We start from the raw sequence: 25,605 nt of genomic DNA on the forward strand, positions 1-25,605 counted from the left end.
ATGGACTAACGGACTGATTTCCAGAATTGCATGAAACTGGAATAAGATCCGTAGCACACCAGTCCGTCGCCTTTCTGGAGTGCATAATCCTCAGGGAATGTATTGGCCACTTCTTTCTCAAAGACAGATATACCCAGGAAGTTCTTCACCTGTTTACCTTGTACCAGAGAAATCAGTTTCAGGCCGAATTCTTGTTCCAGGTTCAGCTCATTGATGTGATAGCCCACCAGTTTCTCCGGAATTTCCAGCTTGAACACGTAGGTATTGCCGTCTATCTGGAAAAATTCGGCCCCGCCATCCAGTTCCAACTGCTGTGCCAGCAAACGTGCTGCATCCTGTTCCGGTGTCAGGATACGGTCTATCGAGAAGGCTTCGAGTACTCCCTTATGTACTTCGTCTACCGCCCGTGCATAAATCCGTTTCACCTTCAGCTTTTTCAGCAACGACACAATCCGGACCGAAGCGCCGAAGTTATCGCCTATGGCTACAATTACCGCATCCACACTCTTCAGCGGAAGCACGGAAAGTGCCATTTCATCTGTCGCATCGAGCACAAACGAGGCCGCCATGCGGTCCTTCACACTGTCTACGTGCAACCCGTTTCCGTCTGCACCGACCACTTCATGCCCCATGGCAGTCAGCTCCATGGCTAACGTGGCCCCATAATGTCCTAAACCAATAATCAAATATTTCATACATCAGTTGATGATAATGTTATCACTCGGATACCTGTAATTGCGTTTCTTTTCCTGGCGTACCAGACCGGTGAGCAAGGTAAATGCACCGACACGACCGATATACATCAGCAAAATGACCAGCAGCTTGCTGTCATTGCCCAACGTAGGAGTCAGGTCAAGGCTCGAACCTACCGTACTCAGCGCCGACACGCATTCGAACGTAACGGCCAGCAGCCCGGCCTCCGGCTCCAGCATACTCAGCAGGAATATGGCCAGAAAAGCCAGTAGCAGATACAATATCAATGCCGCGTTCGAACGGCGGATAGAATCGTGCGAAAGTTCTCTGCGCAGAATCGCCACCCGGTCTGTCCCGCGCACTACAGCCCATAAATTGATTAATACCACCGCAAACACATTGACCTTCACGCCGCCCGACGTAGATTGCGTGCCTCCTCCTATCATCATCAGTACTACCATGAGCAACAAGGTTTGAGTAGACAAGGAGGTCAGCCCCACACTGGCAAAACCGGCAGTTCGCGGACAAGAGGAATTAAAGAAAGCATGCACCCACTTGTCTGCCACCGGCATGCCCGCAAAAGAATGGTTCCACTCCAGGGCAGCAATGGCCAACGTACCACCTATTAAAAGAAAGACTGTAGCCACCAGCACAATCTTCGTATTCAAATTATACAGGTGTACTTTTTTCCGGAATCTTCCGGAACGACGCAACAGCCAGAATTTTCCGGCTTGCAGATAATACGCCACCGTTTCATACAAGTTCACCAATATCGGGAATCCGATGCCTCCCAGTGCAATCAGCAGTCCCAAAGTAATGTAAAGCAGATTATGTCCCTGCATGACGGCCGGATTGCCCATTCCACCGGGCAAGGTGGAAAAGCCTGCATTACAAAAGGCTGACACGGAATGGAAGGCTGAGAAAAAAAGTTCTTCCTGCAAGGTCATTCCCAACGTGCCGTGCACACTGAGCCAGATAACCACCATTCCGACTCCTTCTATCGCCAGCGTAAAGCCCAATATATATAATAAGGTAGACAATAGCGAATTCAAGGAGTTGGAACTGATCATGTCGCCCACCATCAGCTGATTATAAAGCGAGGTATTCCCCATAAAAAACATGGCAAAGAAACTTGTCAGCGTCATCACCCCGAGTCCGCCTATCTGAATCAGGAGAATAATCAGAATTTGTCCCTCCAGCGTAAAGGTGGAAGGCACATCTACGGTGACAAGCCCTGTGACGCACGTCGCACTCGTGGCGGTAAACAGCGCATCCATGAACGAAATGCCGTGGTAAGTGGCCCGAGGAAGCATCAACAATCCGGTACCCAACAGAATAAACACCAGGAAACTGCCTGCCAGAATCAATGACGGATTGGTACGTTTGCCCAGCAAGCGCACCAAAATGCCCGACAGCTGGGAGAAAGAAAGCAGCACCAGGATGGTTCCCTTGTAATAAGCATGATGAAAGAACACCCATACCCAATACACTCCGGTAGTCTCCTCCGGCTTTTTGAATACCACAGGGAGCAAGGTCAGATAAAGCAGTATGGTAAGAATCCATGTCCACGGAGTAAACTTAAACGAGGAATCTTCCTGACGAAAGACAATCTGTATCGTTGTTGTAACTAAAAAGATGACCCATACCGTATGATAGACCGTATGTATCAGATTATACTCCGCCGCAGAAATCCTGAATCCATATTCATACACAATGGTCAGTAAAAAGACAATGCCGCACAGAAAATTAATCCCCATCACCCAGTTAAGCAGCTGGTTTACACGCGGCATAAGCAGTTTCTTATTATATAAAAAAAGTCGTTCCCAATAATCCATATTATAGTGAATGAATGTATTTACAAATGTATGGAAAAATCCATATACTTATGCGACAAAGAAAGGAGAAATCTACCACAAGATTCTATTCAGTAAGAAAACAGATAAGAAAAAAAGCAAAATGAGTTGTTTGTTATCATTTATTTCCATATTTTTGACGAAAACTTAAAAATAGTAAGCAATTATGAGTAATAGACAGAAAAGATTCATCTTACCTGAAGATGAAATACCAAAATACTGGTATAACATTCAAGCCGACATGGTCAACAAACCCATGCCTCCACTGAACCCGGCTACAAAAGAACCGTTGAAACCGGAAGACCTCTACCCTATCTTCGCCAAGGAACTCTGCCATCAGGAATTGAACCAGACTGATGCGTGGATTGAAATTCCGGAAGAAGTACGGGAAATGTACAAATACTACCGCAGCACCCCGCTGGTACGTGCTTACGGACTGGAGAAAGCACTGGGTACACCGGCACACATCTATTTCAAGAATGAAAGTGTCAGCCCTATCGGTTCACACAAACTGAACTCTGCACTGGCACAAGCTTACTACTGCAAGAAAGAAGGCGTAACGAACATCACTACTGAAACAGGTGCCGGACAATGGGGAGCTGCCTTGTCGTATGCCGCGAAGGTGTTCGGACTGGAAGCTGCCGTATATCAGGTAAAAATCAGTTACGAACAGAAGCCTTATCGCCGCAGCATCATGCAGACCTTCGGCGCACAGGTAACTCCTTCTCCTTCCATGTCTACCCGTGCAGGAAAAAATATCCTGACCAAATATCCGAACCATCAGGGTTCACTGGGTACTGCCATCTCGGAAGCTATCGAGCTGGCACGCACCACACCAAACTGTAAATATACACTGGGGTCCGTGCTGAGCCACGTAACCCTGCACCAGACTGTCATCGGACTGGAAGCTGAAAAGCAGATGGAAATGGCCGGTGAATATCCTGACATGATTATCGGATGCTTCGGAGGAGGTTCCAACTTCGGAGGAATCTGTTTCCCGTTCATGCGTCACACCATTCTGGAAGGAAAGAAGACACGTTATATCGCAGCCGAACCGGCATCTTGTCCGAAACTGACCAGAGGTAAATTTGAATATGACTTCGGTGATGAAGCCGGCTACACCCCGCTGCTGCCGATGTTTACCTTAGGACACAACTTTACACCTGCCAATATCCATGCCGGTGGTCTGCGCTACCACGGTGCAGGTGTCATCGTTTCTCAGCTGTTGAAAGACAATTTGATGGAAGCGGTAGACATACAGCAGCTTGACACTTTCAAGGCCGGCTGTCTGTTTGCCCGCGCTGAAGGTATCATTCCGGCTCCGGAATCTTGCCACGCCATTGCTGCCGCTATTCAGGAAGCAGAAAAATGCAAGGAAACGGGTGAAGAAAAAGTAATTCTGTTCAACTTGTCCGGTCATGGTCTGATAGACATGAGTGCGTACGACCAGTACCTGTCGGGCAACCTGACCAACTATTCACTGAGCGAAGAAGACATAGCAAACAGCTTGCAGGACGTGCCTCAAGTGTAATTTTTGACACGCGTCCAAAACGCAAGTGCGTTTGAGAGAAAACGCAAGGACGTTTTATCCTAAACGCAAGTACGTTTTGATTCAAACGCAAAGGCGTTTTAGTACGAACGTACTTGCGTTTTTTCGTAAGCGAAAAAACGTTTAGAATATACCAAAACGAAGGGTGCCGGAAAGAGATTTCTCATCTTCCTCCGGCACCCTTTATTTATTTCATCAACTTATCTAATCCAATTACAACAGACGATTTGTTGCCGTATCCGGGAATACCACGGTCGGCTTGAAAGTCTTGGCCTCCTCAAAGTCCATCAAGGCATAGGACATGATAATCACCACATCGCCCACCTGTACCTTACGGGCTGCCGCTCCATTCAGACAAATACAACCTGAGCTACGTTCACCCTTAATGATATAGGTTTCAAAACGTTCACCATTGTTATTGTCTACAATCTGTACCTTCTCACCGGCAATCATGTTAGCCGCATCCATCAAATCTTCATCAATCGTAATGCTGCCCATGTAGTTCAGGTTCGCTTCTGTCACCGTTACGCAATGAAGCTTCGACTTCAACACTTCAATCATCATCATCCGTTATCCTTTATATTTAATGTTATCAATCAGACGTACTTCACCGCAATACACTGTGATACAACCTACAATGTAATTGCTTTCGTCCCATGCCTTTACGGGCTGAAGCGTATTGCCATCCACAATCTCAAAATATTCCAGTTCCAGTCCCGGTGCGCGACGGATACAGTCTTCTACAAACTGCTTGGTTTCAAGCAAAACACGTGACTTGCTGAAATCTACACTGGCAAACAATGCCTTGGAAATCTGCAAAGCTTCCTTCCGTTGTTCTGCCGTAAGACGTGCGTTGCGGCTGCTCAGCGCCAGGCCGTCTTCTTCACGCACAATCGGGCATCCCACAATCTGAATATTGAAAGGATACTTGCGTACCATTTCACGGATAATGGCCAGCTGCTGGAAGTCCTTCTCGCCAAAGTAGGCACGGTGCGGTTCCACCATCAAGAATAATTTGCTGACAATCTGACAAACCCCGTTGAAATGTCCCGGACGGTATTTTCCTTCCATCACCGTATCCAGCGGCGCATAGCTGAACTGGCGGGTATCGGGTTCAGGATAAACTTCTTCTACAGAAGGAGCAAAAACCAACGTTGCTCCACATTTCTCCAATAAAGCACAATCCGCCTCCCGTGTGCGCGGATATTTTAAAAGGTCATTCTGGTCGTTAAACTGTGTAGGGTTCACAAAGTCACTGACTACCACTACATCATTCTCAGCTACGGCACGATTCACCAACGAAGCGTGTCCCGCATGCAAAGCTCCCATCGTCGGAACCAGTCCGATAGTCTTTCCTTCTTTGCGGAAAGCATCGAGTTCGGCGCGAAGCTCACTGATTGTTTGAATTAACTTCATCTCTTATTCCTGTTTTTAATCATAAATTCAGAAAACGGCTGCAAAGTAACTATTTATTTAGCACATAAAGAAACGGAAACGGAAAATTCTTTTGATATTTAGCGAATTTATCCTATTTAGAACGTACAACAAACACTATTATAGCCTACTGTTTATCAATACATTAACATACTATAAGGATTTATAAACGGCTGTCGATTCGCTTCATTGGTGTATTTTTTGTATCTTTGCCAGTCGTTAAGAGCAACTATAATACAATGAGCGCGAAAAAAGTTTTATTCATTACACAAGAAATTACTCCCTACGTACCCGAAAGTAACCTGGCATTAATCGGCCAGAATTTACCGCAAGCCATACAAGACAAAGGCCGCGAAATCAGAACATTCATGCCGAAATGGGGCATCGTGAACGAACGCAGAAACCAATTGCATGAGGTAATCCGTCTGTCTGGAATGAATCTGATTATCGACGACACGGATCATCCGCTGATTATCAAGGTGGCATCTATTCAGGCTGCACGCAGACAAGTGTACTTTATTGATAATGATGATTATTTCCAGCATCGCCAGATGACATGCGATGAAAACGGAAAGGAATATGAAGACAATGGCGAACGTGCCATCTTCTATGCCCGTGGTGTGCTGGAAACTGTCAAGAAACTGCGCTGGTGTCCGGACGTGATTCACTGTCACGGATGGATGAGTGCGATGGTTCCTCTTTATATTAAGAAAGCATATTACGATGAACCTTCTTTCCGCGACTCAAAGGTGATTTTCTCACTTTATCAGGAAGGATTTAATTCGAATTTAGCTCCCAACTTTGCTGAACAAGTGCTGTTCAAGGAAGTAACTCCGGAAGATGTCAGCATGATGAAGTCGCCGGCAAACTATGAGGAACTCTGCAAGTTAGCAGTAGCCTACTCTGACGGAGTGATTCAAAATGACGAAACTGTAAACCAGAATGTACTCGACTACGCACGAAGCCTGAACATTCCGGTACTTGAATACGCTTCGGGCGATGCCTATGCAGATGCGTGTGACGCATTCTATGACAAGGTATTCGTTTCCGAATAAATATGAATACATAAAAAAGGACGAAAATGAAACTTAAGTTCTTGGCAGCAGTCGGACTTGCAGCCACACTCTACAGTTGTGATGATACCACTACAGGTGTCGGTGAATTCGTGGCAGATGCAGATGAAATTACTGCATCGGCTCAAACTTTTGAGGCCACTACCAAAACCCTGAAATATACAGACTTGAACCAGAACGGAGTATTCTCCCGTACAAGCAGCGCATACTTGGGTAAATTCACCGATCCGGATTTTGGTACGTATACCACCGATTTCATCACACAAATCAATTGCACGGAAGGTTTCGAATTTCCGGAAACAACTCAAGAAATTGTAGCAACAACATTGGAGTTATCGTATGCAAGTTTCTTCGGTGATTCACTAGCTCCCATGCGTGTAAGAGTGGACATGCTTGATAAAGCAATTGATGATACAGGCGAAGACTTAAATTTATATTACACGTCTTATGATCCGATAGAAGAAGGATATTATAATCCTGAGAAGCCAGAATTAGCAGAACAGGATTACGCCGTACGCGACAATTCTTGGACAGATGAAGAAATTGACTCTATAAAAAGTGAAAATGGATATTATCCACCATTGGTTATTGATTTGGATAAAAAGAAAAGTTCAGGCATAAAAGAAGATGAAGCAGGAGCTTTTAGCCAATATCTTTGGAATAAATATCAAGAAAATAAGGACTATTTCAAAGATGCTTATTCATTTATCCACAATGTACTCCCTGGATTTTACGTTCATACCACAAGTGGAGAAGGGGCTATTCTATACATTGGAGATATTTGGCTGCGCATGAAAGTTAAATATTTAGTCGAAAGACCTTCTACTGGGGCTATGGATTCTGTCGTGTATACTTCCATTCCTTTTGCAGCAACCAACGAAGTGTTCATGTCTACTCGCTTGAGTAATTCTGAAGAGACATTAAATAGCTTGGCTGGAGAAAAGGAACACACCTATCTGAAAACTCCTGCCGGACTTTGTACAGAAGTGAAACTTCCTTTACAAGAAATGTATGATGCGTTAGGTACAGACACGCTGAACTCCGTATCTATGGCATTTACTAAATACAAGAACGTCAGCGATAATTCTGAAAATAGCCCGTACAAAATGGGTACTCCGCAGAACTTACTGCTTATTCGTAAAAACGAAGTAAAAGACTTCTTTGAACAAAGAAAGAATTACGATAGTAAAACTACCTTCTTAGGTACTTACAGCAGTACAACCAACTCCTATTCGTTCTCACAAGTAAACCGACTGATAAGCCAGATTTTCAGCGATATGAGAACAAAAGAAGAGCCTGCTCAAGGATGGGATGAGTATAATACTATGGTATTGATTCCGGTGAAAACTGAAACAGACTCACAAGGAAACACCATCGGTTTGTCGCACGACCTGGAAGTAAACTCAGCCAAACTAATGGGCGGCGAGGATGGAGAAAAGATTAAGATGGAAATTATCTATACCAAACCGAAATTCAACAAATAACGAATAAGAGCATAAAAAAATCCGGAAGTAAAACTTCCGGATTTTTTTATGCCTGTATCTCAAGCTTTATTTCTTTGCTGTAGTAGTCTTTTTGGCAGCAGTTGTTTTCTTTGCTGGAGCTTTTTTAGCAGGAGCCTTCTCTGGCTGTTCTTTAACCAAAGACTGCAAATGTTTCACCTGGTCATTCAACTGTACCAGCTCTTCTTCCTGGTTACGAATGGTTGTCAACAAAGAATTCAGTTCTTCATCTTCCATATCTACCGGATACAATGAATTTACGCGAGAAATAAAGTCCCCAAGAATATTCATATAGTTAGTGAAAGCATCATACGGTGAATCATAAATACCACGATCCAACGATACGCCCATCTGCTTTGTAGTCATGAAGCGGAAGTTATTACTTGCCTGCAGGTAATCCCAATCCTGTTTGATTCGGCGGTCAGAGCACAAATGTACACGTTCTGCCACGCTATACAACTTATCAAATGCTTCACGCTGCATTACATTTCCTAACCACGGGCTAATATCACGTTCTTCGTCTACCCAAGACATCGGATAAGGTACATCAATCATATCGACTGATTTCAGTTTCGTTACGATTTCCGACGGAGTAGAGAAAGTAATGCCTTTCTGCTTAGCACATTCCGGCAATGCTTTCAAGAATTCCAGAATATTGGAAGACAGCGGCTGGAAGATACCCAAAGCAGACAATTCCATAAAGATATTGATAACCTGTTCGTTTTCCGGCAGAGAAGCAATCCAGCCAATATATTTATCTGCAAACAACGGATATTCGCTCCATTCTGTATTAGAGAAACGTAAGCTAATATCATCAGACAACTTAAAGTCACGCAGCAACAGCTTCAGATTCGGATTTTCAGCACAATGATACAAATAGTGAGGACTCTTCCATCCTAACACATGTTTAGCACCTTCTGCCAGCATACCCTTGAATCCCATTCCTGCTACGATACCGCCAATTTCATTGTCATAAATCAAGCTGGAGTTACGGAATACCTTAGGATCTTGTCCGAAATAGTCTTTAATCTTCACACGCATGCGTTCTACCTCTTCGCAGAAACAAGTCTCATTCTTCAATGAAGACAATCCATGTGAATAAGGCTCGCAAAGGAATTCGCAGCAACCTGTGGCATTCAACTCATGCAGCAATTCTATTACGGCCGGAGCGTGGATTTCCAACTGTTCCAAAGCCACACCTGAAATAGACAAGGCAACTCTAAATGCGCCATTATTTGCTTTTGCCATATCAATCAGGGTTCTCAAGGCCGGTATATAGGAACGTTCGGCCACTTCATTCATACCCTGCTCATTGGCATAATCATCGTAGTAATAATGTTCTGAACCGATTTCAAAGAAACGATAGCGTTTCAAATGAATAATCTGGTGTATTTCAAAGTAAAGACAAATTGTTTTCATATTGTTTTGCAGTTTTATTTACCATAATTTTTTAAGACTTGCTCATAAAGTGCGCGAATCTTCACGCCGACTTTCTCCCATACAATACCATCCACTTCTTTCTTTCCTTCATCGCGGAGATATTCATAAAGTGAATCGTTGGTACAGATAGAATGAATGGCATCTGCCATTGCATGTATATCCCAATAATCCGTCTTAATACATTTCGATAGAATTTCGGCACAACCGGATTGCTTAGAGATAATCGTCGGTACACAGCATTGCATAGCTTCCAATGGTGAAATACCAAATGGCTCAGACACTGACGGCATGATATACACATCACTCATCTTCAATACTTCATATACCTGCTTGCCTTTCATGAATCCCGGGAAATGGAAACGGTCGGCAATACCTCTTTCCGCAGCCAGACGAATCATGGCATTCATCATATCACCGCTACCAGCCATCACAAAACGAATGTTACGCGTGCGATTCAATACCATAGCAGCAGCTTCCACAAAGTATTCCGGACCTTTCTGCATGGTAATACGTCCCAAGAAAGTAACAATCTTTTCTTTCGGATTCTTCTTAACCTGAATATCCTGTATTTCTTTTGGAAGCGGAGACACTGCATTATGCATGGTGAATACTTTGCGAGGATCCTGATAGTACTTATGAATAACCGTCTGACGGGTCAACTCACTTACACACATGATACAGTCAGCATGGTCCATACCATTCTTTTCAATAGAATAAACGGTAGGATTCACATTACCACGGCTTCGGTCAAAGTCTGTGGCATGCACATGGATAACCAAAGGCTTTCCTGAAACCTGCTTGGCATGAATACCTGCCGGATAAGTCAACCAATCGTGTGAGTGAATAATATCAAACTGCTGCTGACGAGCTACCACACCGGCTACAATAGAATAGTTGTTGATTTCTTCATGCAGATTATCAGGATATCTTCCTGAGAACTCCATACATCCCAAATCATTGGTATGCATATAATTGAAATCTGCATAAATATGGTCGCGCAAGTCATAATAAAGCTGCGGATCCATATAATGTCCTACTCTATCTTTTACATAATCCCACTGTACGTCACGCCATACAATAGGCACACTGTTCATTCCTATAATACGCAAGAAACTCTGGTCTTCGTCTCCCCAAGGCTTCGGAATACAGAAGGTAATTTCCATATCTTCCTGCTGAGCAAGTCCATGAGTCAATCCATAACTGGCTGTACCTAATCCTCCCAAGATATGAGGAGGAAATTCCCAACCAAACATCAAAACTTTCATATAAACCCCTCCTCTTTATTGATTGTTATATTTCTCCAACAAATTCAATGTACGTAAAATTTCGGCCACATTCATTGCAAATGAAACAGCACCTCTACCCTGGAATGGTGGGTTACCATCAAACAACTCCGGAATGGAACTGATGCAATGACAGGTCATCTGATCTTCATAACTGATAAGCTGACGCTCTACAAAGGAAATGGCACTCCGCTTATAGATACGCAAATAAGCCTCCAGATAGAAACCTTCCAGCCAAGGCCATGCTGTACCCTGATGGTATGCATAATCACGCTGAAGCTGCGGACCGACGTAGTTTGGATTATAACCTCCACTCTTCGGACTCAATGAACGAAGACCTTTCGGAGTAAGCAATTCTTTAGTCACGATGTCTACAACACCTTTTTTCTGTTTAGAATCTAACGGAGAATAATCAAAAGCTGCTGCAAAAATCATGTTCGGACGAACACTCCAGTCCATCATATCGCCATCTACATAATCAAGCAGATAGCCATATTCATTCAAGAAGGTCTGCACGAATGACTTAGAGACTTTATCAGAGAACTGATGCAAGTAGTCAACAAAGCCATAGTCTGATGACAGCAAATCAGCCACAAAGCAAAGTGCGTTGTACCACAATGCATTAAATTCTACAATGTATCCAGTACGAGCAACTACCGGACGGCCATTCACGGTAGAGTTCATCCAAGTAACGGCCTTGTCTCTTCCATTTGTATAAACCAATCCGTTTTCATGAACCTTCAAATTAGGATGATGATTACCTGCCAGATAATCCATCACATCCTTCAAGGCTTTACCATATTTAACTCGGGCCTCATCCCATGACACCATCTTGGCATATTGCTGTATTGCCCATACCAGCCACAACAATACATCCGGATGTTCTATTTCTGTCACTTTCAAATGAGATTCTTTACCTTCCATGAATGCATAAACAGCCTTTAAAGCCGTTTCCATAATCATTTCAAACTTACCAATCTCACCAATAGAAAGAGTAAGTCCCGGAAGAGAAATAAACATGTCACGTGCACGACACTTAAACCAAGGATATCCGGCTAAGATATACGACTCACCGTCCTGCTTGTTAAGGAACTGATGTGCCGAATTAATAAGGCAGTTCTTGAAGTTATTGCGAGGTGTTCGCTGTTCCATTTCTGCTGCGAACAAAGCATTCAACGAAGTAGTTTCAATTGGTGCTACACCACCTGAGAAAGTAACAGATTCCCCTTTCTTAATACTAATCTCAAAGTAACCAGGCACATACAGGTCTTCATTAAAGTCATACCCGCGTTCACGTTCTTTCGGATATTCTATGCCTCTATACCAATCGGGCTGGAAACAGAATTGATTTTCCTTACTCAACTGCATGTAAAGTTCAGGATAACCGGGATACATGCATGTCTTGATTCCGTTCTCCACCACATCATAATGGCGACTGGCCTGCGCATTTTCGTGTGTATACTGTCGTACACTGCGGAAAGCCAAATAAGGGCGTAAACGAAGAGTTGTTTCTGAATGTGCATCAACCAATGTATACCTTATTAGAATACGGTTTTCATGGTGAACAAATAACTTCTCTTTCTTTAAAACAACACCACCTACACGATAAATTGTTGTCGGCACTTTCTCACACTCGAATTCGCGGATGTATTTATGTCCTCTAGGACTGAAATTGTCACCTCCATACTTATGCAGGCCAAGATTAAACTCGGCCCCATGCTGGATAACAGTTTCATCCAATGAGGAAAGTAATACATGGTTCTCATCGTCCAACTCCGGTACAGGTATCACAAGCAAGCCATGATACTTACGCGTATTACAGTCTACAATTGTCGAACAATGATAAGCCCCCGAGCGATTCGTACGAAGAATTTCTCTAGTTAGAGTTTCTTCCAGATTTGTCATTATCGTCTTGTCAAATCGTAAATAACTCATAGTTGTATATTAAGGTTATAAATTAATACTCGTCACAAAAAATGTTACTTTTATTTCCCCTCAAATTTAATGATTAAAAATAAACAACAAAACCAAAATCCTTTTTTTTTACCTCAAAAGCCTGTTTTTTCTATCTCTAAAAGCATATATCCCCGTTTTATTATAAAAAATCTTACAATCTTGAGTTTTAAGAGGTAATTATATAAAAAACGTCTGATACAGATTTAGGCATACCTAAAATCTGTATCAGACGAAAATATTGTTATAATATATTATTAATCAATCATATCAAACCCGCAATAAGGAACCAACGCCTTAGGAATACGGATTCCTTCCGGTGTCTGATTATTTTCCAACAATGCAGCTACGATACGAGGCAAAGCCAAAGCAGAACCATTCAATGTATGGCAAAGTTCTGTTTTCTTTTCAGCTGTACGATAACGACATTTCAAACGGTTTGCCTGATAAGTATCGAAATTTGAAACTGAACTTACTTCCAGCCAACGTTTCTGTGCTTCGGAATATACTTCGAAATCGAAGCAAAGTGCAGCTGTAAAACTCATATCGCCACCGCACAGACGAAGAATTCTATAAGGAAGTTCCAGTTTTTTCAACAAGCCTTCTACATGGTCCAACATTTCCTGATGAGACTGTTTGGAGTGTTCCGGTTTATCAATACGCACCAACTCTACTTTTGAGAATTCATGCAAACGATTCAAACCACGAACATCCTTTCCATAAGAACCAGCTTCGCGACGGAAACACTGAGTGTAAGCACAGTTCTTAATCGGAAGCTGTTTCTCATCCAGAATCACGTCACGGTAAATATTAGTTACAGGTACTTCTGCTGTAGGAATCAGATACAAGTCATCCAAGTTGCAGTGATACATCTGACCTTCCTTATCAGGCAACTGTCCTGTACCATATCCTGAAGCAGCATTTACCACTGTAGGAGGCATAATTTCTTCATAACCTGCCGCACGAGCTTCATCCAGGAAGAAGTTAATCAATGCACGCTGCAAACGAGCACCTTTTCCTTTGTATACCGGGAAACCAGCACCTGTAATCTTAACGCCTAAATCAAAATCGATTAAATCATATTTTTTAGCCAGTTCCCAATGTGGCAGTGCATCTTTCGGAAGTTCAGTTTCCATACCTCCCATTTTCTCTACCACATTATCTTCAGCTCCGAAACCTTCCGGAACACTTTCGTAAGGTACATTAGGGATGGTATAAAGCAAGTTCTGCATATCTTCTGCAGCCTTATCCATCGTTACCTGCAGTTCTTTGCTAATTTCTTTGATTTCAGCTACACGAGCTTTAGCAGCTTCTGCCTCTTCCTTTTTTCCCTCTTTCATCAAAGCACCGATAGCCTTCGATGTAGAATTTACTTCTGAGAGATTTTTATCTAATTGGTTTTGTGCGCTACGTCTCTGATCATTCAGTTCAAGCACTTTTGCAATTGTTTCTTTTGCATTTGCAAAATGCTTTTTCTCCAATCCACGAATCACCTTGTCGGTGTCTTCTGTAATTTGTTTAATAGTAAGCATATCTTTTTACTTTTTAATGTAATCCAAACCGTAATTGCGTTGCAAAGATATAGTTTTTTATTGGAATATATAAACAGATGCCATGCAGAAAATAACTTCTTCTCAGAAAACGGGCAGTGTATAAACCAAACCTAATGAGATACGCTGATGATTATAACTTTCCGCTCCCCAGGAACGTGCTTTCTCTGTCAGATGTATATTCTTATATAAGAGGTGAAGATAGCACAACAGCTCACTGTTTTTCAAAGGATAGTATTCTGCACAAAGCTGTACGTTCCATACTCTGCGATAGGTACCTGACGAAAACATGTCATTCGACTTGAACACATTGCCCTGTTCATAGACTCCCTTTACATACATATTCCAATGTGAAGCCACACGATAGTCTAAATTGAATATAGTCGTAAAGTAATCCACATTCGGCACTGTAGTACCTTCACCATTCACAGCTGTTACCTCACTGATAAGTCCTTTAGAGTCAACACCCTCGCGTGAATACATGAAATCAATATAGCCTAAAAAGGGTTTCTTGTCCCATACATTTCCACAAGTAAAATAAAATACATTCTTATGCTTTGCCAGCTGTCCATAGGAAAGAGAATAACGAAGCTGCATGGCATGACCTACAAAATAACCGTCCCAGTTAACAGTTGCCAGCAAAGGTATTTTAGTAGGTTCTACTCCTTCCGGAAGTCCATACATAAACTGATCGGCACTATCTCCGTTCCGATTATTTGTCACCTGAAAATTAAACTCATGGTTGTCATTCATCTTATAGGCTGCATTCAAACCCGCCTGATAGCATGGTATCGTGTTATTGAAATCGGAGTAATGACGCACTTTAATGGCATTCACCCAACACTCATACCTACTGAACTGGACAGGTTGTTTTCCGGCTGTCAACTTCCATTTATCATTCAACTGCCAACCCACCATGGCCAATTCAACCGACCCGGAAAGATTATCCAATGGAATATTGGGAGTCGTGTATTGATTCAAAGACTGACGGAAATGATAGGAAAACTTTTCATGAAATCCCCCTAACACCTCCAAACGGATACGATGTACCTTAAATGCCGCTTCATCCAGTTTGGCATTATTAAAGGAGACATCGGCAGCAGAACAGAACTGAATATTCATATCTGCCCAATCCACCTTCCGCTTACCATCCGTCATTCTCTCCAACAGCGGCACATTGTCTGTAGAAGACACCATAGATTCACTTTGGGCATATCCATTTCCTACTGACAATGTAAGGCATACAAACAAAGACACTACAATCTCTTTCCAGACTTTTATCTCAACCAGCCGCCCCATCATACATTACAAAGATTGACGAATACGAACCAGTTTCACCAGCAAGTCTTCCAGCAAGTCCAATTTTAACATATTGGCTCCATCGCTTTTTGCTTTAGAAGGATCTTCATGAGTTTCCATAAACAACCCATCCACACCAACTGCCACACCAGCCTTTGCCACAGTTTCAATAAGCTGCGGCATACCTCCTGTCACTCCAGAAGTCTGATTAGGTTGTTGCAAAGAATGTGTCACATCCAGCACTACCGGATGTCCGAAAGACTGCATTTCCGGAATTCCTCTATAATCGACAATCAAATCTTGATAACCAAACATTGTACCACGTTCCGTCAACATCACCTGATCATTACCTGCCTCTACGACTTTATCAGCAGCAAAACGCATGGCAGCAGGAGACAAGAACTGTCCTTTCTTAATATTGACAATTTTTCCGGTGCGAGCTGCCGCAACCAGCAAATCGGTCTGACGGCAAAGAAATGCCGGTATCTGCAACACATCCACATACTCAGCAGCCATTTCTGCTTCGGAAGCGGTATGAATATCTGTTACGACAGGCACATCAAACGTACTTCTTACCTTAGCCAATATTTTCAACGCTTTTTCATCACCTATTCCAGTGAAAGAATCCAGACGTGAACGGTTTGCTTTCCGGTAAGAACCTTTAAAAACGTATGGAATATGCAAGTTGTCTGTAATTTTTACGACTCGTTCCGCAATACGAAGAGCCATGTCTTCTCCTTCTATCACACAAGGACCTGCCAGCAGGAAAAACATGTCATCCCGCTTTAAATCAGAAATATTCTTTATCATATTAATTAGGTATTATCAAAGTAATTGCTTCTGGAGCTATTGTAATCTCAATCGGGAAATGACGGTCTAACCAAAGACGACCATCTAAACTGACTTCTGCATTCTGTGCACGCAGCACCTTTACGCATCGCGTACGATAAGGCTTGACCGTCTTATGATTCAACAATCTTCCCTGTTGCAACATCCAAAGTCCGGAAATTAACTGACGAAGCTCTGGACGATAAATAATAGACACATCAAGCCACCCGTTATATGGAACGGCACTTGGAGTCAGTCCATACCCGTATGCACTACCAATTCCCACAGCCATGATACGTCCACGAATATGTTCGTCATTTACCTTCAAATGCATCCGATGCAATTTCCGCTCAAAGGCAACCAAAAACAACGAGGCTAAATAAGAAATCAAAGGAATCCCCCAAAAACGACGGGTTTCATTGGTAATCCGTACGATACGAGCACCAAGTCCCATATATACAGCATTCAAAAAGTAACGAGTCTGATGTTGTTCTCCGTCAAAATACGAGAACACCCCAATATCAATCTTTCTTAAGCGGCGATTAATCAACACATCCACCGCTTTTTTATAATCATCGGAACTTAGTCCCCAGTACTTTGCAAAATCATTACCAATTCCGTTCGGAATAATTCCTAAAGCGATCTGACTTTTATCTTCCACATCGGAATACATGATACCATTCAAAGCATCATTAAGGGCACCATCACCGCCTACTATCACAATAGTAAGATAGCCGTTGTTAGCCAGTGTCTTTGCCAAACGCTCAACCGAACCAAATCCCTCCGACTGTACATAATCATATTTCACCTTACATTCATCCATGTAAGCACGAATAGTCTGCCAACGTTTCTGAGCCTTGCGGCTTCCGGCCTTGGGGTTATAAATCACCCCCCATCTGTCTGGTTCTACTGCCATTTCCGTTTATTTTATCAGATCAATAATTCGTTCCACATTCTCATTCAGTGGTGCTTCAGCATCTATCCAATGAATCTGAAAGCCCCTTCTTTCCATCCCTCTAAACCAGGTCATCTGCCGTTTGGCAAACTGATGAATAGCGATTTCAAGCTGGCTGAACATTTCATCGTAAGACAGCTTACCTACCGCATATAAAGTCAAATATTTATATTCCAAACCGTAATAAATCAGGTCATCAGGATTTATACCTTCTTTCAGCAACACCTTCACCTCGTCAACCATTCCTTCCTGTAAGCGCTTCTTCAATCGGTTGGTAATCTTCTGCCTGCGCAAATCCCGATCAATATCCACTCCGATAATCAGACTATGTATCTCGGGGAATGAACGCGCATTGACATCTTGAGTTAAATAATATTCCTCTATTTCAATTGCCCGAATGGCTCGCTTCACCGTATCTACATCTGTTGAATTATGCAATTTCTTATAACGAGACAAGATATCCGTCAACTCCTCAAGCGATTTGGAAGCCAAACTTTCTCTCAGTTCTTTATTTTCCGGAACAGGGAGCAAACGGTATCCTTTCAAAATAGACTCCAGATACATACCTGTACCTCCACATAAAATCGGTAGAAGTCCTCTGGCCTTTATATCTTCGTATGCAACTAAAAAATCACGTTGATATTCAAATACATTATATTTATAGCCTGGCTCCACAATGTCAATCAAATGATAAGAAACCTTATAGCCATCAACCACATAGTCCGATAAATCTTTACCCGTTCCCAAATCCATCCTACGATACACCTGACGACTGTCACCACTAATAATTTCTGTTTTCAGACGAGCAGCCAAAGCTGCAGCCAAAGAAGTCTTTCCTGAAGCCGTTGGACCAAGTATCGTAATCAAATCATAATTCATAAAGTCATTTTTGAGAAGTTCAACGGCAAAGATAGTTTTTTTCTGCACAACACGCACGAATATGCGCAAAAAAAAGCCGCCAGGAGAAAATCCTGACGGCTCTTGCTATATAGTCTAAACTAATTAGCAGTTTACAGAAGCCATGTGAGCAATCAAATCCAATACTTTGTTAGAGTAACCGATTTCGTTGTCATACCAAGAAACAACCTTAACGAAAGTATCAGTCAAAGCGATACCAGCTTTAGCATCGAAGATAGAAGTGTGAGTGTCACCCAAGAAGTCAGAAGAAACAACTGCATCTTCAGTGTAACCCAGAATACCCTTCAATTCGCCTTCAGAAGCTTCCTTCATAGCAGCGCAGATTTCAGCGTAAGTAGCCGGTTTAGCCAAGTTAACAGTCAAGTCAACTACAGATACGTCCAAAGTCGGAACACGCATTGACATACCAGTCAATTTACCGTTCAAAGCCGGGATAACTTTACCTACAGCTTTAGCAGCACCAGTTGAAGACGGGATGATGTTACCAGAAGCAGCACGACCACCTCTCCAGTCTTTCATAGAAGGACCGTCAACAGTTTTCTGAGTAGCAGTTGTAGAGTGAACTGTAGTCATCAAACCATCAGTGATACCCCATTTGTCGTTCAAAACCTTAGCGATAGGAGCCAAGCAGTTAGTAGTACAAGAAGCGTTAGAAACGAACTGAGTACCTTTAACATAAGTTTTTTCGTTAACACCGCAAACGAACATCGGAGTGTCATCCTTAGAAGGAGCTGACATAACTACATATTTAGCACCAGCTTCGATGTGAGCCTGAGCTTTTTCTTTAGTCAAGAACAAACCAGTAGATTCTACTACGTATTCAGCACCTACTGCATCCCAAGCCAATTCTTTAGGATCTTTGCAAGCTGTTACACGGATTTCTTTACCGTTAACAATCAATTTGCTGTTTTCAACGTCAGCTTCGATAGTACCGTTGAATTTACCGTGCATAGTATCATATTTCAACATGTATGCCAAGTAATCTACTGGACACAAGTCGTTAATACCTACGATCTGAATATCGTTTCTGTTCTGAGCTGCACGGAATACGAAACGGCCGATACGACCAAAACCGTTAATACCTACTTTAATCATTTTGTTTAAAATTTAAAGGTTTTATAATTGCTTTATAAACACTCACTCTATTAGTAATCAAAAGAAACCATCAATTTGACATTTATTCCTTTCCGATTGCGATGCAAAAATAAGTATTTCTTTTGAAAGTAAACAACGAATAAGAGAAAAAATACTCAAAAAATATCAGCTGTTACACCTTATTTTTATATATACAAAGGCTTTTTCTGCCTCCTCCTAGCTTTTTTGCAATCTCAATATACCAAATTGACATTATCTATCCATAATTTATTTCCAGGAGACCCCACAAAAGCTCCTCCCATACTTGAAGTAAACTGAAGAATCAAATGTGTAGGATGCTCGTCTTTACTGGCCCAGCCCACTTCTTTTATAAGTTTACTTTCTCCTTTGCTGTTACGGGCATAATATCCGCCTGTACCTAATTGCATCAATTCTGGTACATAACGCTTGTCATGCGTAATATCCCCATACATTATTTCATAAGTAGCTCCATTGTGCCAGTCTTGCGAGCGGTTGTATTTTACGGCTACTGTACCTACTCGCTTAGCAATAATGTTTCCTTCCGCATCTTCCGAACGTTTCTGCAACAGACAAACCATAATCGCACAATCCTGCCCCGGCACAGTAGTCTTCTTGCTGAATCCGGTCTGACGAATACGGTTCGGTTGTCCAGACATTTGCACCTTATAGTCATAGCGAACCGCCTTTGGACGGGAAGTAAAAGGAAGGCCTGAATTCAGTGCTTTTTCTCCATCTTTAGTTCCCGTAATCGGTTCCTTCATATCACCCAGGAACATAGAGCCTGAAGCTAACACCGTGATATTCACCATTCCCAGTACCTTTACACTTTCAATATGAGTTTCCAGACGTGCACAATAGCCATTTCCTCTCTGTTCAGGATATACACTGGTATTTGTTTTTACAATCCCCATCACTTTAGCCATTACATTAGAATTTCCCCACGGAGATCCTCCCTGATTCACATAAGCCACATTTCCGTCGATTTCCTTTGTGGGACCTAATTCATACAGCAATTTTGTATTTCCTCCAATAATCCCCGACTCATGAATCTTACGGGTAACCCACTGATCCATATCACCGTATTTTATTGGCACAACCTTTTCCTGTGCTTGCATAGCCAAAGGCATTCCAAGCAAAAACATACCTATAATCCTATTCAATTTCATAAATACCAAATCTTTTTCAGCCGACAAATATAAGCAAAAAAAGCGACAGCTTTTACACTGTCGCTTTCAATCCTGAAATATGGAATAATAATTCTTATCTATATCACATTAATACACACGATACAATAACCAAGCACCTTGGAAATCTTCACGTGTAGGATATTTTGCTTTAAATGCATCTCTTGCACGAGCAGCTTCGTCTCTTGTATCAAATGATTCAACAACCACACGATACATATTGCGTTCTGCATTGTACACCACCTTTGCATTATAACCGTCTCCATCCAGTTTTGACTTCAAGCCATCCGCATTTGCTTTTACACCAAAGCTACCGCAAACTACGCTATAAGCTTTCAAGCCATCACCAGAAACCAATTCTACCTTTTCTTCACGAACCGGAGCTGTAGATACAACTGGAGCAGGTGCGGGTGCTGTTTCTACTGCCGGAGCTTCCACTGGTGCCTCAGTGGCTGCAGAAGCCTCAGCAAGTTCCTGCTGTTTAGCTTTTTCATACGCTTTCTTGTAAGCACTTTCACTTGATTTACAAGAAGAGAATGCCAATGCAGTGCACAGAGCCATTCCCATTACAACAATCTTCTTCATGTTATCTATACCAATATTAGATGAATATTCAATTTAATACGTCGCAAAGGTAACAATATAAAATCTGCCATACTATTAAAATCCGTTAATTCTATTCTATCGACAGCATGGAGCTGCATTTTTCCATGAAAAAAGAACAACATATCAGGATTATTATTAGATTTGTAAAGTAATAACTTTTAAAAATTAGATTTATGAAAGCTTTAAGTATTGTAGCAGCATTCCTTGGCGGTGTTACTTTAGGAGCTGCAGCCGGCATTTTGTTTGCCCCGGAAAAAGGTGAAGATACCCGTAGAAAAATTGCTGAAGTTCTTCGCAAAAAAGGTATTCGACTGAACCGTGCCGAAATGGAAGACTTGGTCGATCAAATAGCAGCAGAAGTTAAAGACGCTGAATAATTTGTCGTAAATATAAAGCAGGCTTTTTCAAGGGAAAAGTCTGCTTTATATTTTTTTCATCTTAGAATAACTGCTTATGTTTGCAAACGATAAAAGCATTGATAACCTTGAATCCTTATTTAAAGAGGTACGAAAATACATTGAGCTTCAAGGTCAATACGTCAAACTCGATTTGGTAGAAAAACTCACTATCCTGCTATCTACCTTAATCCTTATACTCATCATTATCATTTTGAGCATGATGGCTCTTTTCTATTTTTCCTTCATGCTCGTATACGCACTGGCTCCTCTTGTAGGCAGCCTGATTGGAGGATATGCCATCATTGGAGGGGTAGTTCTTCTCTTGGCCATACTCATTTACCGAATGAGAAAACAATGGATATTCCAGCCTATGGTACATTTCCTCGCACGCTTATTCCTTGACGAACCTGCTTCTAAAGAATAAAATAATGAACGATATAAAACCCATTCCCAACTATAGCGTTGAAATCATCTCTCAATTAAGGGCACAAAAAAAGCAAGAATTAAGAGAGTCTAAAGAACGCATACAACTCCTGACACAGGAATTATTCTCTCCCCAGAAAAGTAAAAACAAAATGGAGAATATGATGCAGCATATCAATGCCGGCATAGCCGCTTATGATGGGCTGAAAACCGGCATCATGATTTTCCAACGCATACACCGTTTTTTTAATCGAAAAAAAGATAAGAACCGCTGATGAAAACCTCATTATTCCTTGCCGCCCTTGCCGCATTTACCACGGCAGGAGCTACAGAAAATCCATTATGGATGCGCTATTGCTCCATTTCACCCGACGGAAGCACTATTGCTTTCTGTTATAAAGGAGACATTTACACCGTACCCTCCACTGGTGGAAATGCCAGACAACTTACCACCAATCCGGCACACGACACTCATCCGATATGGAGTCCGGATGGACAGCAGATTGCCTTTGCCTCTTCTCGCCAAGGGAGCATGGATATTTACATTGTATCCAAAGACGGAGGAATCCCCAAAAGACTAACAACTCATTCTGGAAACGAAACCCCTGTCACATTTTCAGACGCTACACATATTTTGTTCAAGGCCAACCTGATGCCTGATGCGACCGACCTGTCCTTCCCCAGTGCCCAGTTTCCACAAGTTTATGAAATAAACACTCAAGGCGGACGTCCCCAACTCTATTCCTCTCTTCCTATGGAAGACATCAGTGTTGCACAAGATGGTACGACCTTACTATATCACGACCAGAAAGGATACGAAGACCCCTGGAGAAAACATCATACTTCCTCCATTACACGCGACATTTGGATAAGTAAAAAAGAGAACAATGAGCGTACTTATCAGAAAGTCACGTCATTCAATGGAGAAGACCGTAACCCGATATGGAGTAACGATAACCAGTCGTTTTACTACCTCAGCGAAAAAGCAGGCTCGTTCAATATTTTCAAATGCAACCTTGACGGAAGCAATGAAATGCAGTTGACACACCACACTCAGCATCCGGTCCGTTTCCTGTCATCCTCACAGAACGGACTTTTATGCTACGGTTACGACGGTGAAATCTATACAGTCAAAGAAGGACAGCAGCCTCAGAAAGTAGCTATCCGTATCGTTACTGACCAGACAGAAAACGAACTGGCTCACCAAATAAAATCTTCCGGAGCTACAGAAATCGCCGTACCCCCCAATGGCAAGGAGGTAGCATTTATACTCCATGGAGATGTATTCGTCACTTCTACTGAGTATACAACAACCAAACAGATTACAGACACTCCCGAACAAGAGAGAAGCATCGACTTTGCTCCCGACGGACGAAGCATTGTATATGCATCCGAAAGAAACGGACTCTGGCAGATTTACCAATCCACCTTAACTAAAGAGGAAGAAAAGTTGTTCACCTACGCTACCGACATCAAGGAAGAACAGCTGACACATTCTCAAGTCACTTCCTTCCAGCCACAATACAGCCCGGACGGAAAACAGATTGCATTTTTAGAGAATCGCACCACATTGCGAGTGCTCAACCTGAAAGATAAATCTGTCCGCACTGCCATGGACGGGAAATATGAATACTCTTACAGCGATGGAGATCAGTGGTTCCAATGGAGTCCCGACAGCAAATGGCTGCTTTGCGGATACATCGGAACAGGAGGATGGAACAATAACGACGTAGCCCTGGTCAACGCTTCCGGAAATGGTGAAATCCACAATTTGACAGAAAGCGGATATACAGATTCCAATGCCAAATGGGTACTGGACGGAAAAGCCATGATTTGGGAAAGCGACCGTGCCGGATACAGAAGCCACGGAAGCTGGGGAGCTGAAAGTGATGTGTACATCATGTTCTTCGACTTAGAGGCTTACGAACGTTTCCGCCTTAGCAAAGAAGAATTTGCTCTCGTAAAAGAGAAAGAAGATAAAGAAAAAGAGAAAGACAAGCAGAACGACAAGAAAAAAGATAAAAAAGAGAAATCTGAAAAAGACAAGGAAGTCACTCCACTCACCTTCGACCTGGAAAACTGCCGTGACCGGATTATCCGCCTGACCGTGAATTCTTCTCATTTAGGCGATGCCGTACTCAGTCCTGACGGCGACAAGCTTTACTATCAAGCCTCTTTTGAAGACGGTGCCGACTTATGGGTACACGATCTGAAAGAACAAAAGACCGAACTTCTACTAAAAGACATCGGATATGGCTCGATGACCTACAACAAGGAAAACAAACAACTCTTCCTTTGCAGCAACGGAGGCATCAAGAAAATAGATATTGAGAAAAATAAGACTGACAACGTAAGCTTTGAAGCGATATTCAATTACCGTCCATACGAGGAAAGAGAATATATTTTCAACCATGTATGGCAGCAAGTGCTCGACAAGTTCTATGTAGCCGACTTACATGGAACTGACTGGAAATTCTATCGTGAAAGTTATGCACGTTTCTTGCCGCATATCAATAACAACTACGATTTCCAGGAAATGCTGAGCGAACTGTTAGGTGAACTGAACGGCTCACATACAGGAGCCAGATATTATGCTCCGGGAGCCACCTTGTCTACTGCATGCCTGGGTGTATTCTTCGACAACAGCTATGAAGGAGATGGATTGAAAATCCAGGAAATTATTGCCAAAGGCCCGTTTGCGGTTAAAAAGACAGATGTAACCGCAGGTTGTATCATTGAGAAAATTGACGGAGAACCTATCCTGAAAGATACAGATTATTATCCTATGCTGGAAGGAAAAGCTGGAAAGAACGTACAGCTCAGCATCTACAACCCGCAAAACGGAAAACGCTTCCCGGTAACCATCAAGCCCATCAGTACAGGTGAGCAGAATGAATTGCTCTACAAACGCTGGGTAAAGAAAAATGAAAAGATGGTCGAAACTCTTTCCGGAGGACGAATTGCATACGTACACGTAAAAGGCATGGATAGCCCAAGCTTCCGAAATGTATACAGCGAATTATTGAGTGACCGCAACCGCAACAAAGAAGCGGTCATCGTAGATACCCGTCACAACGGAGGAGGATGGTTGCACGACGACCTGGCCACTTTACTAAGCGGAAAAGAATACCAGCGTTTTGTTCCTCGCGGACAATACATCGGCAGTGACCCGTTCAACAAATGGCTGAAACCATCTTGCGTGATGATTTGTGAAGACAATTACAGTAATGCACACGGTTTCCCCTGGGTATACAAAGAGTTGAAAATCGGTAAGCTCATCGGAGCTCCTGTTCCGGGCACCATGACTGCTGTATGGTGGGAACGTCAGATAGACCCGACCATCGTCTTCGGTATTCCTCAAGTAGGTTGTATGGATATGCGAGGCCAGTACATGGAAAACAAACAATTGGAGCCGGACATCAAAGTCTACAACAGTCCTGAAAAATCACTGAAAGGCGAAGATAAACAGCTTGCAGCAGCAGTAAAGGAAATGCTGAAAGAAGCCGATGCACAAAAGAAATAATTGTAACTCCTAGACAAGTCTATAA

Annotated in this window: 22 protein-coding genes; 7 read left to right on the plus strand and 15 right to left on the minus strand. The window is 42.5% G+C overall.

Annotated elements, in window-relative coordinates:
• Nucleotides 1–5: 5 nt before the first annotated feature.
• Complete coding sequence (locus DXD04_RS04205) at nt 6–695, minus strand: potassium channel family protein (RefSeq protein WP_007562353.1); 690 nt, start codon at nt 693–695, stop codon at nt 6–8.
• A 3-nt stretch (nt 696–698) separates the two neighbouring features.
• Nucleotides 699–2,528, minus strand: coding sequence for a potassium transporter TrkG (locus tag DXD04_RS04210; protein WP_117671169.1), 1,830 nt, complete (start codon nt 2,526–2,528; stop codon nt 699–701).
• 184 nt (nt 2,529–2,712) lie between these two features.
• Here DXD04_RS04210 and DXD04_RS04215 point away from each other — a divergent pair, with 184 nt between their 5' ends.
• Nucleotides 2,713–4,077, plus strand: a complete 1,365-nt coding sequence (locus tag DXD04_RS04215; protein WP_022052869.1) for a TrpB-like pyridoxal phosphate-dependent enzyme — start codon at nt 2,713–2,715, stop codon at nt 4,075–4,077.
• A gap of 231 nt (nt 4,078–4,308) precedes the next feature.
• On the opposite strand, the gene panD is transcribed toward DXD04_RS04215, so the two are convergent.
• Together panD and panC are read right to left on the minus strand one after the other, a co-directional pair.
• Nucleotides 4,309–4,659, minus strand: coding sequence for an aspartate 1-decarboxylase (gene panD / locus DXD04_RS04220; protein WP_117671303.1), 351 nt, complete (start codon nt 4,657–4,659; stop codon nt 4,309–4,311).
• Nucleotides 4,660–4,665: 6 nt separating this feature from the next.
• A complete protein-coding gene (gene panC / locus DXD04_RS04225; protein WP_117671171.1) occupies nt 4,666–5,511 on the minus strand; it encodes a pantoate--beta-alanine ligase in 846 nt (281 codons plus the stop codon).
• Nucleotides 5,512–5,768: 257 nt separating this feature from the next.
• Between panC and DXD04_RS04230 the strand changes: the two genes are divergently transcribed.
• Nucleotides 5,769–6,584, plus strand: a complete 816-nt coding sequence (locus DXD04_RS04230; RefSeq protein WP_007562342.1) for a glycogen/starch synthase — start codon at nt 5,769–5,771, stop codon at nt 6,582–6,584.
• 26 nt (nt 6,585–6,610) lie between these two features.
• Nucleotides 6,611–8,086, plus strand: a complete 1,476-nt coding sequence (locus tag DXD04_RS04235) for a DUF4270 domain-containing protein (protein ID WP_117671173.1) — start codon at nt 6,611–6,613, stop codon at nt 8,084–8,086.
• Nucleotides 8,087–8,152: 66 nt separating this feature from the next.
• Here the strand turns inward: DXD04_RS04235 and DXD04_RS04240 are convergent, their stop codons facing one another.
• The 11 genes from DXD04_RS04240 to DXD04_RS04290 all read right to left on the minus strand — a co-directional run bounded on the left by DXD04_RS04240 (nt 8,153) and on the right by DXD04_RS04290 (nt 21,215).
• Entirely contained in the window at nt 8,153–9,523 is a 1,371-nt protein-coding gene (locus DXD04_RS04240) for a glycoside hydrolase family 57 protein (protein WP_117671175.1), read from the minus strand.
• A 14-nt stretch (nt 9,524–9,537) separates the two neighbouring features.
• Entirely contained in the window at nt 9,538–10,809 is a 1,272-nt protein-coding gene (locus DXD04_RS04245; protein WP_117671177.1) for a glycosyltransferase family 4 protein, read from the minus strand.
• A gap of 15 nt (nt 10,810–10,824) precedes the next feature.
• Nucleotides 10,825–12,762: a glycogen debranching enzyme N-terminal domain-containing protein gene (locus tag DXD04_RS04250; RefSeq protein WP_117671179.1), complete on the minus strand. Its 1,938-nt coding sequence runs from the start codon at nt 12,760–12,762 to the stop codon at nt 10,825–10,827.
• 275 nt (nt 12,763–13,037) lie between these two features.
• Nucleotides 13,038–14,312, minus strand: coding sequence for a serine--tRNA ligase (gene serS / locus DXD04_RS04255; protein WP_117671181.1), 1,275 nt, complete (start codon nt 14,310–14,312; stop codon nt 13,038–13,040).
• 102 nt (nt 14,313–14,414) lie between these two features.
• Nucleotides 14,415–15,632 carry an OprO/OprP family phosphate-selective porin gene (locus DXD04_RS04260; RefSeq protein WP_117671183.1) on the minus strand — a complete coding sequence of 406 codons (1,218 nt, stop codon included), beginning with the start codon at nt 15,630–15,632 and terminating at the stop codon, nt 14,415–14,417.
• Between the two features lie 3 nt (nt 15,633–15,635).
• Nucleotides 15,636–16,439, minus strand: a complete 804-nt coding sequence (gene kdsA / locus DXD04_RS04265; RefSeq protein ID WP_117671185.1) for a 3-deoxy-8-phosphooctulonate synthase — start codon at nt 16,437–16,439, stop codon at nt 15,636–15,638.
• 1 nt (nt 16,440) lies between these two features.
• Nucleotides 16,441–17,373, minus strand: coding sequence for a diacylglycerol/lipid kinase family protein (locus DXD04_RS04270; protein ID WP_117671187.1), 933 nt, complete (start codon nt 17,371–17,373; stop codon nt 16,441–16,443).
• A 6-nt stretch (nt 17,374–17,379) separates the two neighbouring features.
• A complete protein-coding gene (gene miaA, locus DXD04_RS04275) occupies nt 17,380–18,291 on the minus strand; it encodes a tRNA (adenosine(37)-N6)-dimethylallyltransferase MiaA (protein WP_117671305.1) in 912 nt (303 codons plus the stop codon).
• 123 nt (nt 18,292–18,414) lie between these two features.
• Nucleotides 18,415–19,425: a type I glyceraldehyde-3-phosphate dehydrogenase gene (gene gap / locus DXD04_RS04280; protein WP_007562676.1), complete on the minus strand. Its 1,011-nt coding sequence runs from the start codon at nt 19,423–19,425 to the stop codon at nt 18,415–18,417.
• A gap of 233 nt (nt 19,426–19,658) precedes the next feature.
• Nucleotides 19,659–20,612: a PCMD domain-containing protein gene (locus DXD04_RS04285; protein WP_117671307.1), complete on the minus strand. Its 954-nt coding sequence runs from the start codon at nt 20,610–20,612 to the stop codon at nt 19,659–19,661.
• Nucleotides 20,613–20,720: 108 nt separating this feature from the next.
• A complete protein-coding gene (locus tag DXD04_RS04290) occupies nt 20,721–21,215 on the minus strand; it encodes an SPOR domain-containing protein (RefSeq protein ID WP_022054022.1) in 495 nt (164 codons plus the stop codon).
• Nucleotides 21,216–21,409: 194 nt separating this feature from the next.
• Here DXD04_RS04290 and DXD04_RS04295 point away from each other — a divergent pair, with 194 nt between their 5' ends.
• From DXD04_RS04295 to DXD04_RS04310, 4 genes are all read left to right on the plus strand, one after another.
• Nucleotides 21,410–21,613 carry a YtxH domain-containing protein gene (locus tag DXD04_RS04295; protein ID WP_007562680.1) on the plus strand — a complete coding sequence of 68 codons (204 nt, stop codon included), beginning with the start codon at nt 21,410–21,412 and terminating at the stop codon, nt 21,611–21,613.
• Between the two features lie 76 nt (nt 21,614–21,689).
• On the plus strand, nt 21,690–22,058 hold the full coding sequence (locus tag DXD04_RS04300) for a phage holin family protein (protein ID WP_007562683.1): 369 nt from the start codon (nt 21,690–21,692) through the stop codon (nt 22,056–22,058).
• Between the two features lie 4 nt (nt 22,059–22,062).
• Entirely contained in the window at nt 22,063–22,332 is a 270-nt protein-coding gene (locus DXD04_RS04305; protein WP_117671189.1) for a hypothetical protein, read from the plus strand.
• Nucleotides 22,332–25,580 (plus strand): S41 family peptidase, encoded by a 3,249-nt coding sequence (locus DXD04_RS04310; protein WP_117671191.1) that lies wholly within the window; start codon nt 22,332–22,334, stop codon nt 25,578–25,580. The genes DXD04_RS04305 and DXD04_RS04310 overlap by 1 nt, the downstream gene beginning before the upstream one ends.
• Nucleotides 25,581–25,605 lie beyond the last annotated feature (25 nt).

The organism is Phocaeicola plebeius (assembly GCF_003437535.1).
Lineage (GTDB): Bacteria > Bacteroidota > Bacteroidia > Bacteroidales > Bacteroidaceae > Phocaeicola > Phocaeicola plebeius_A.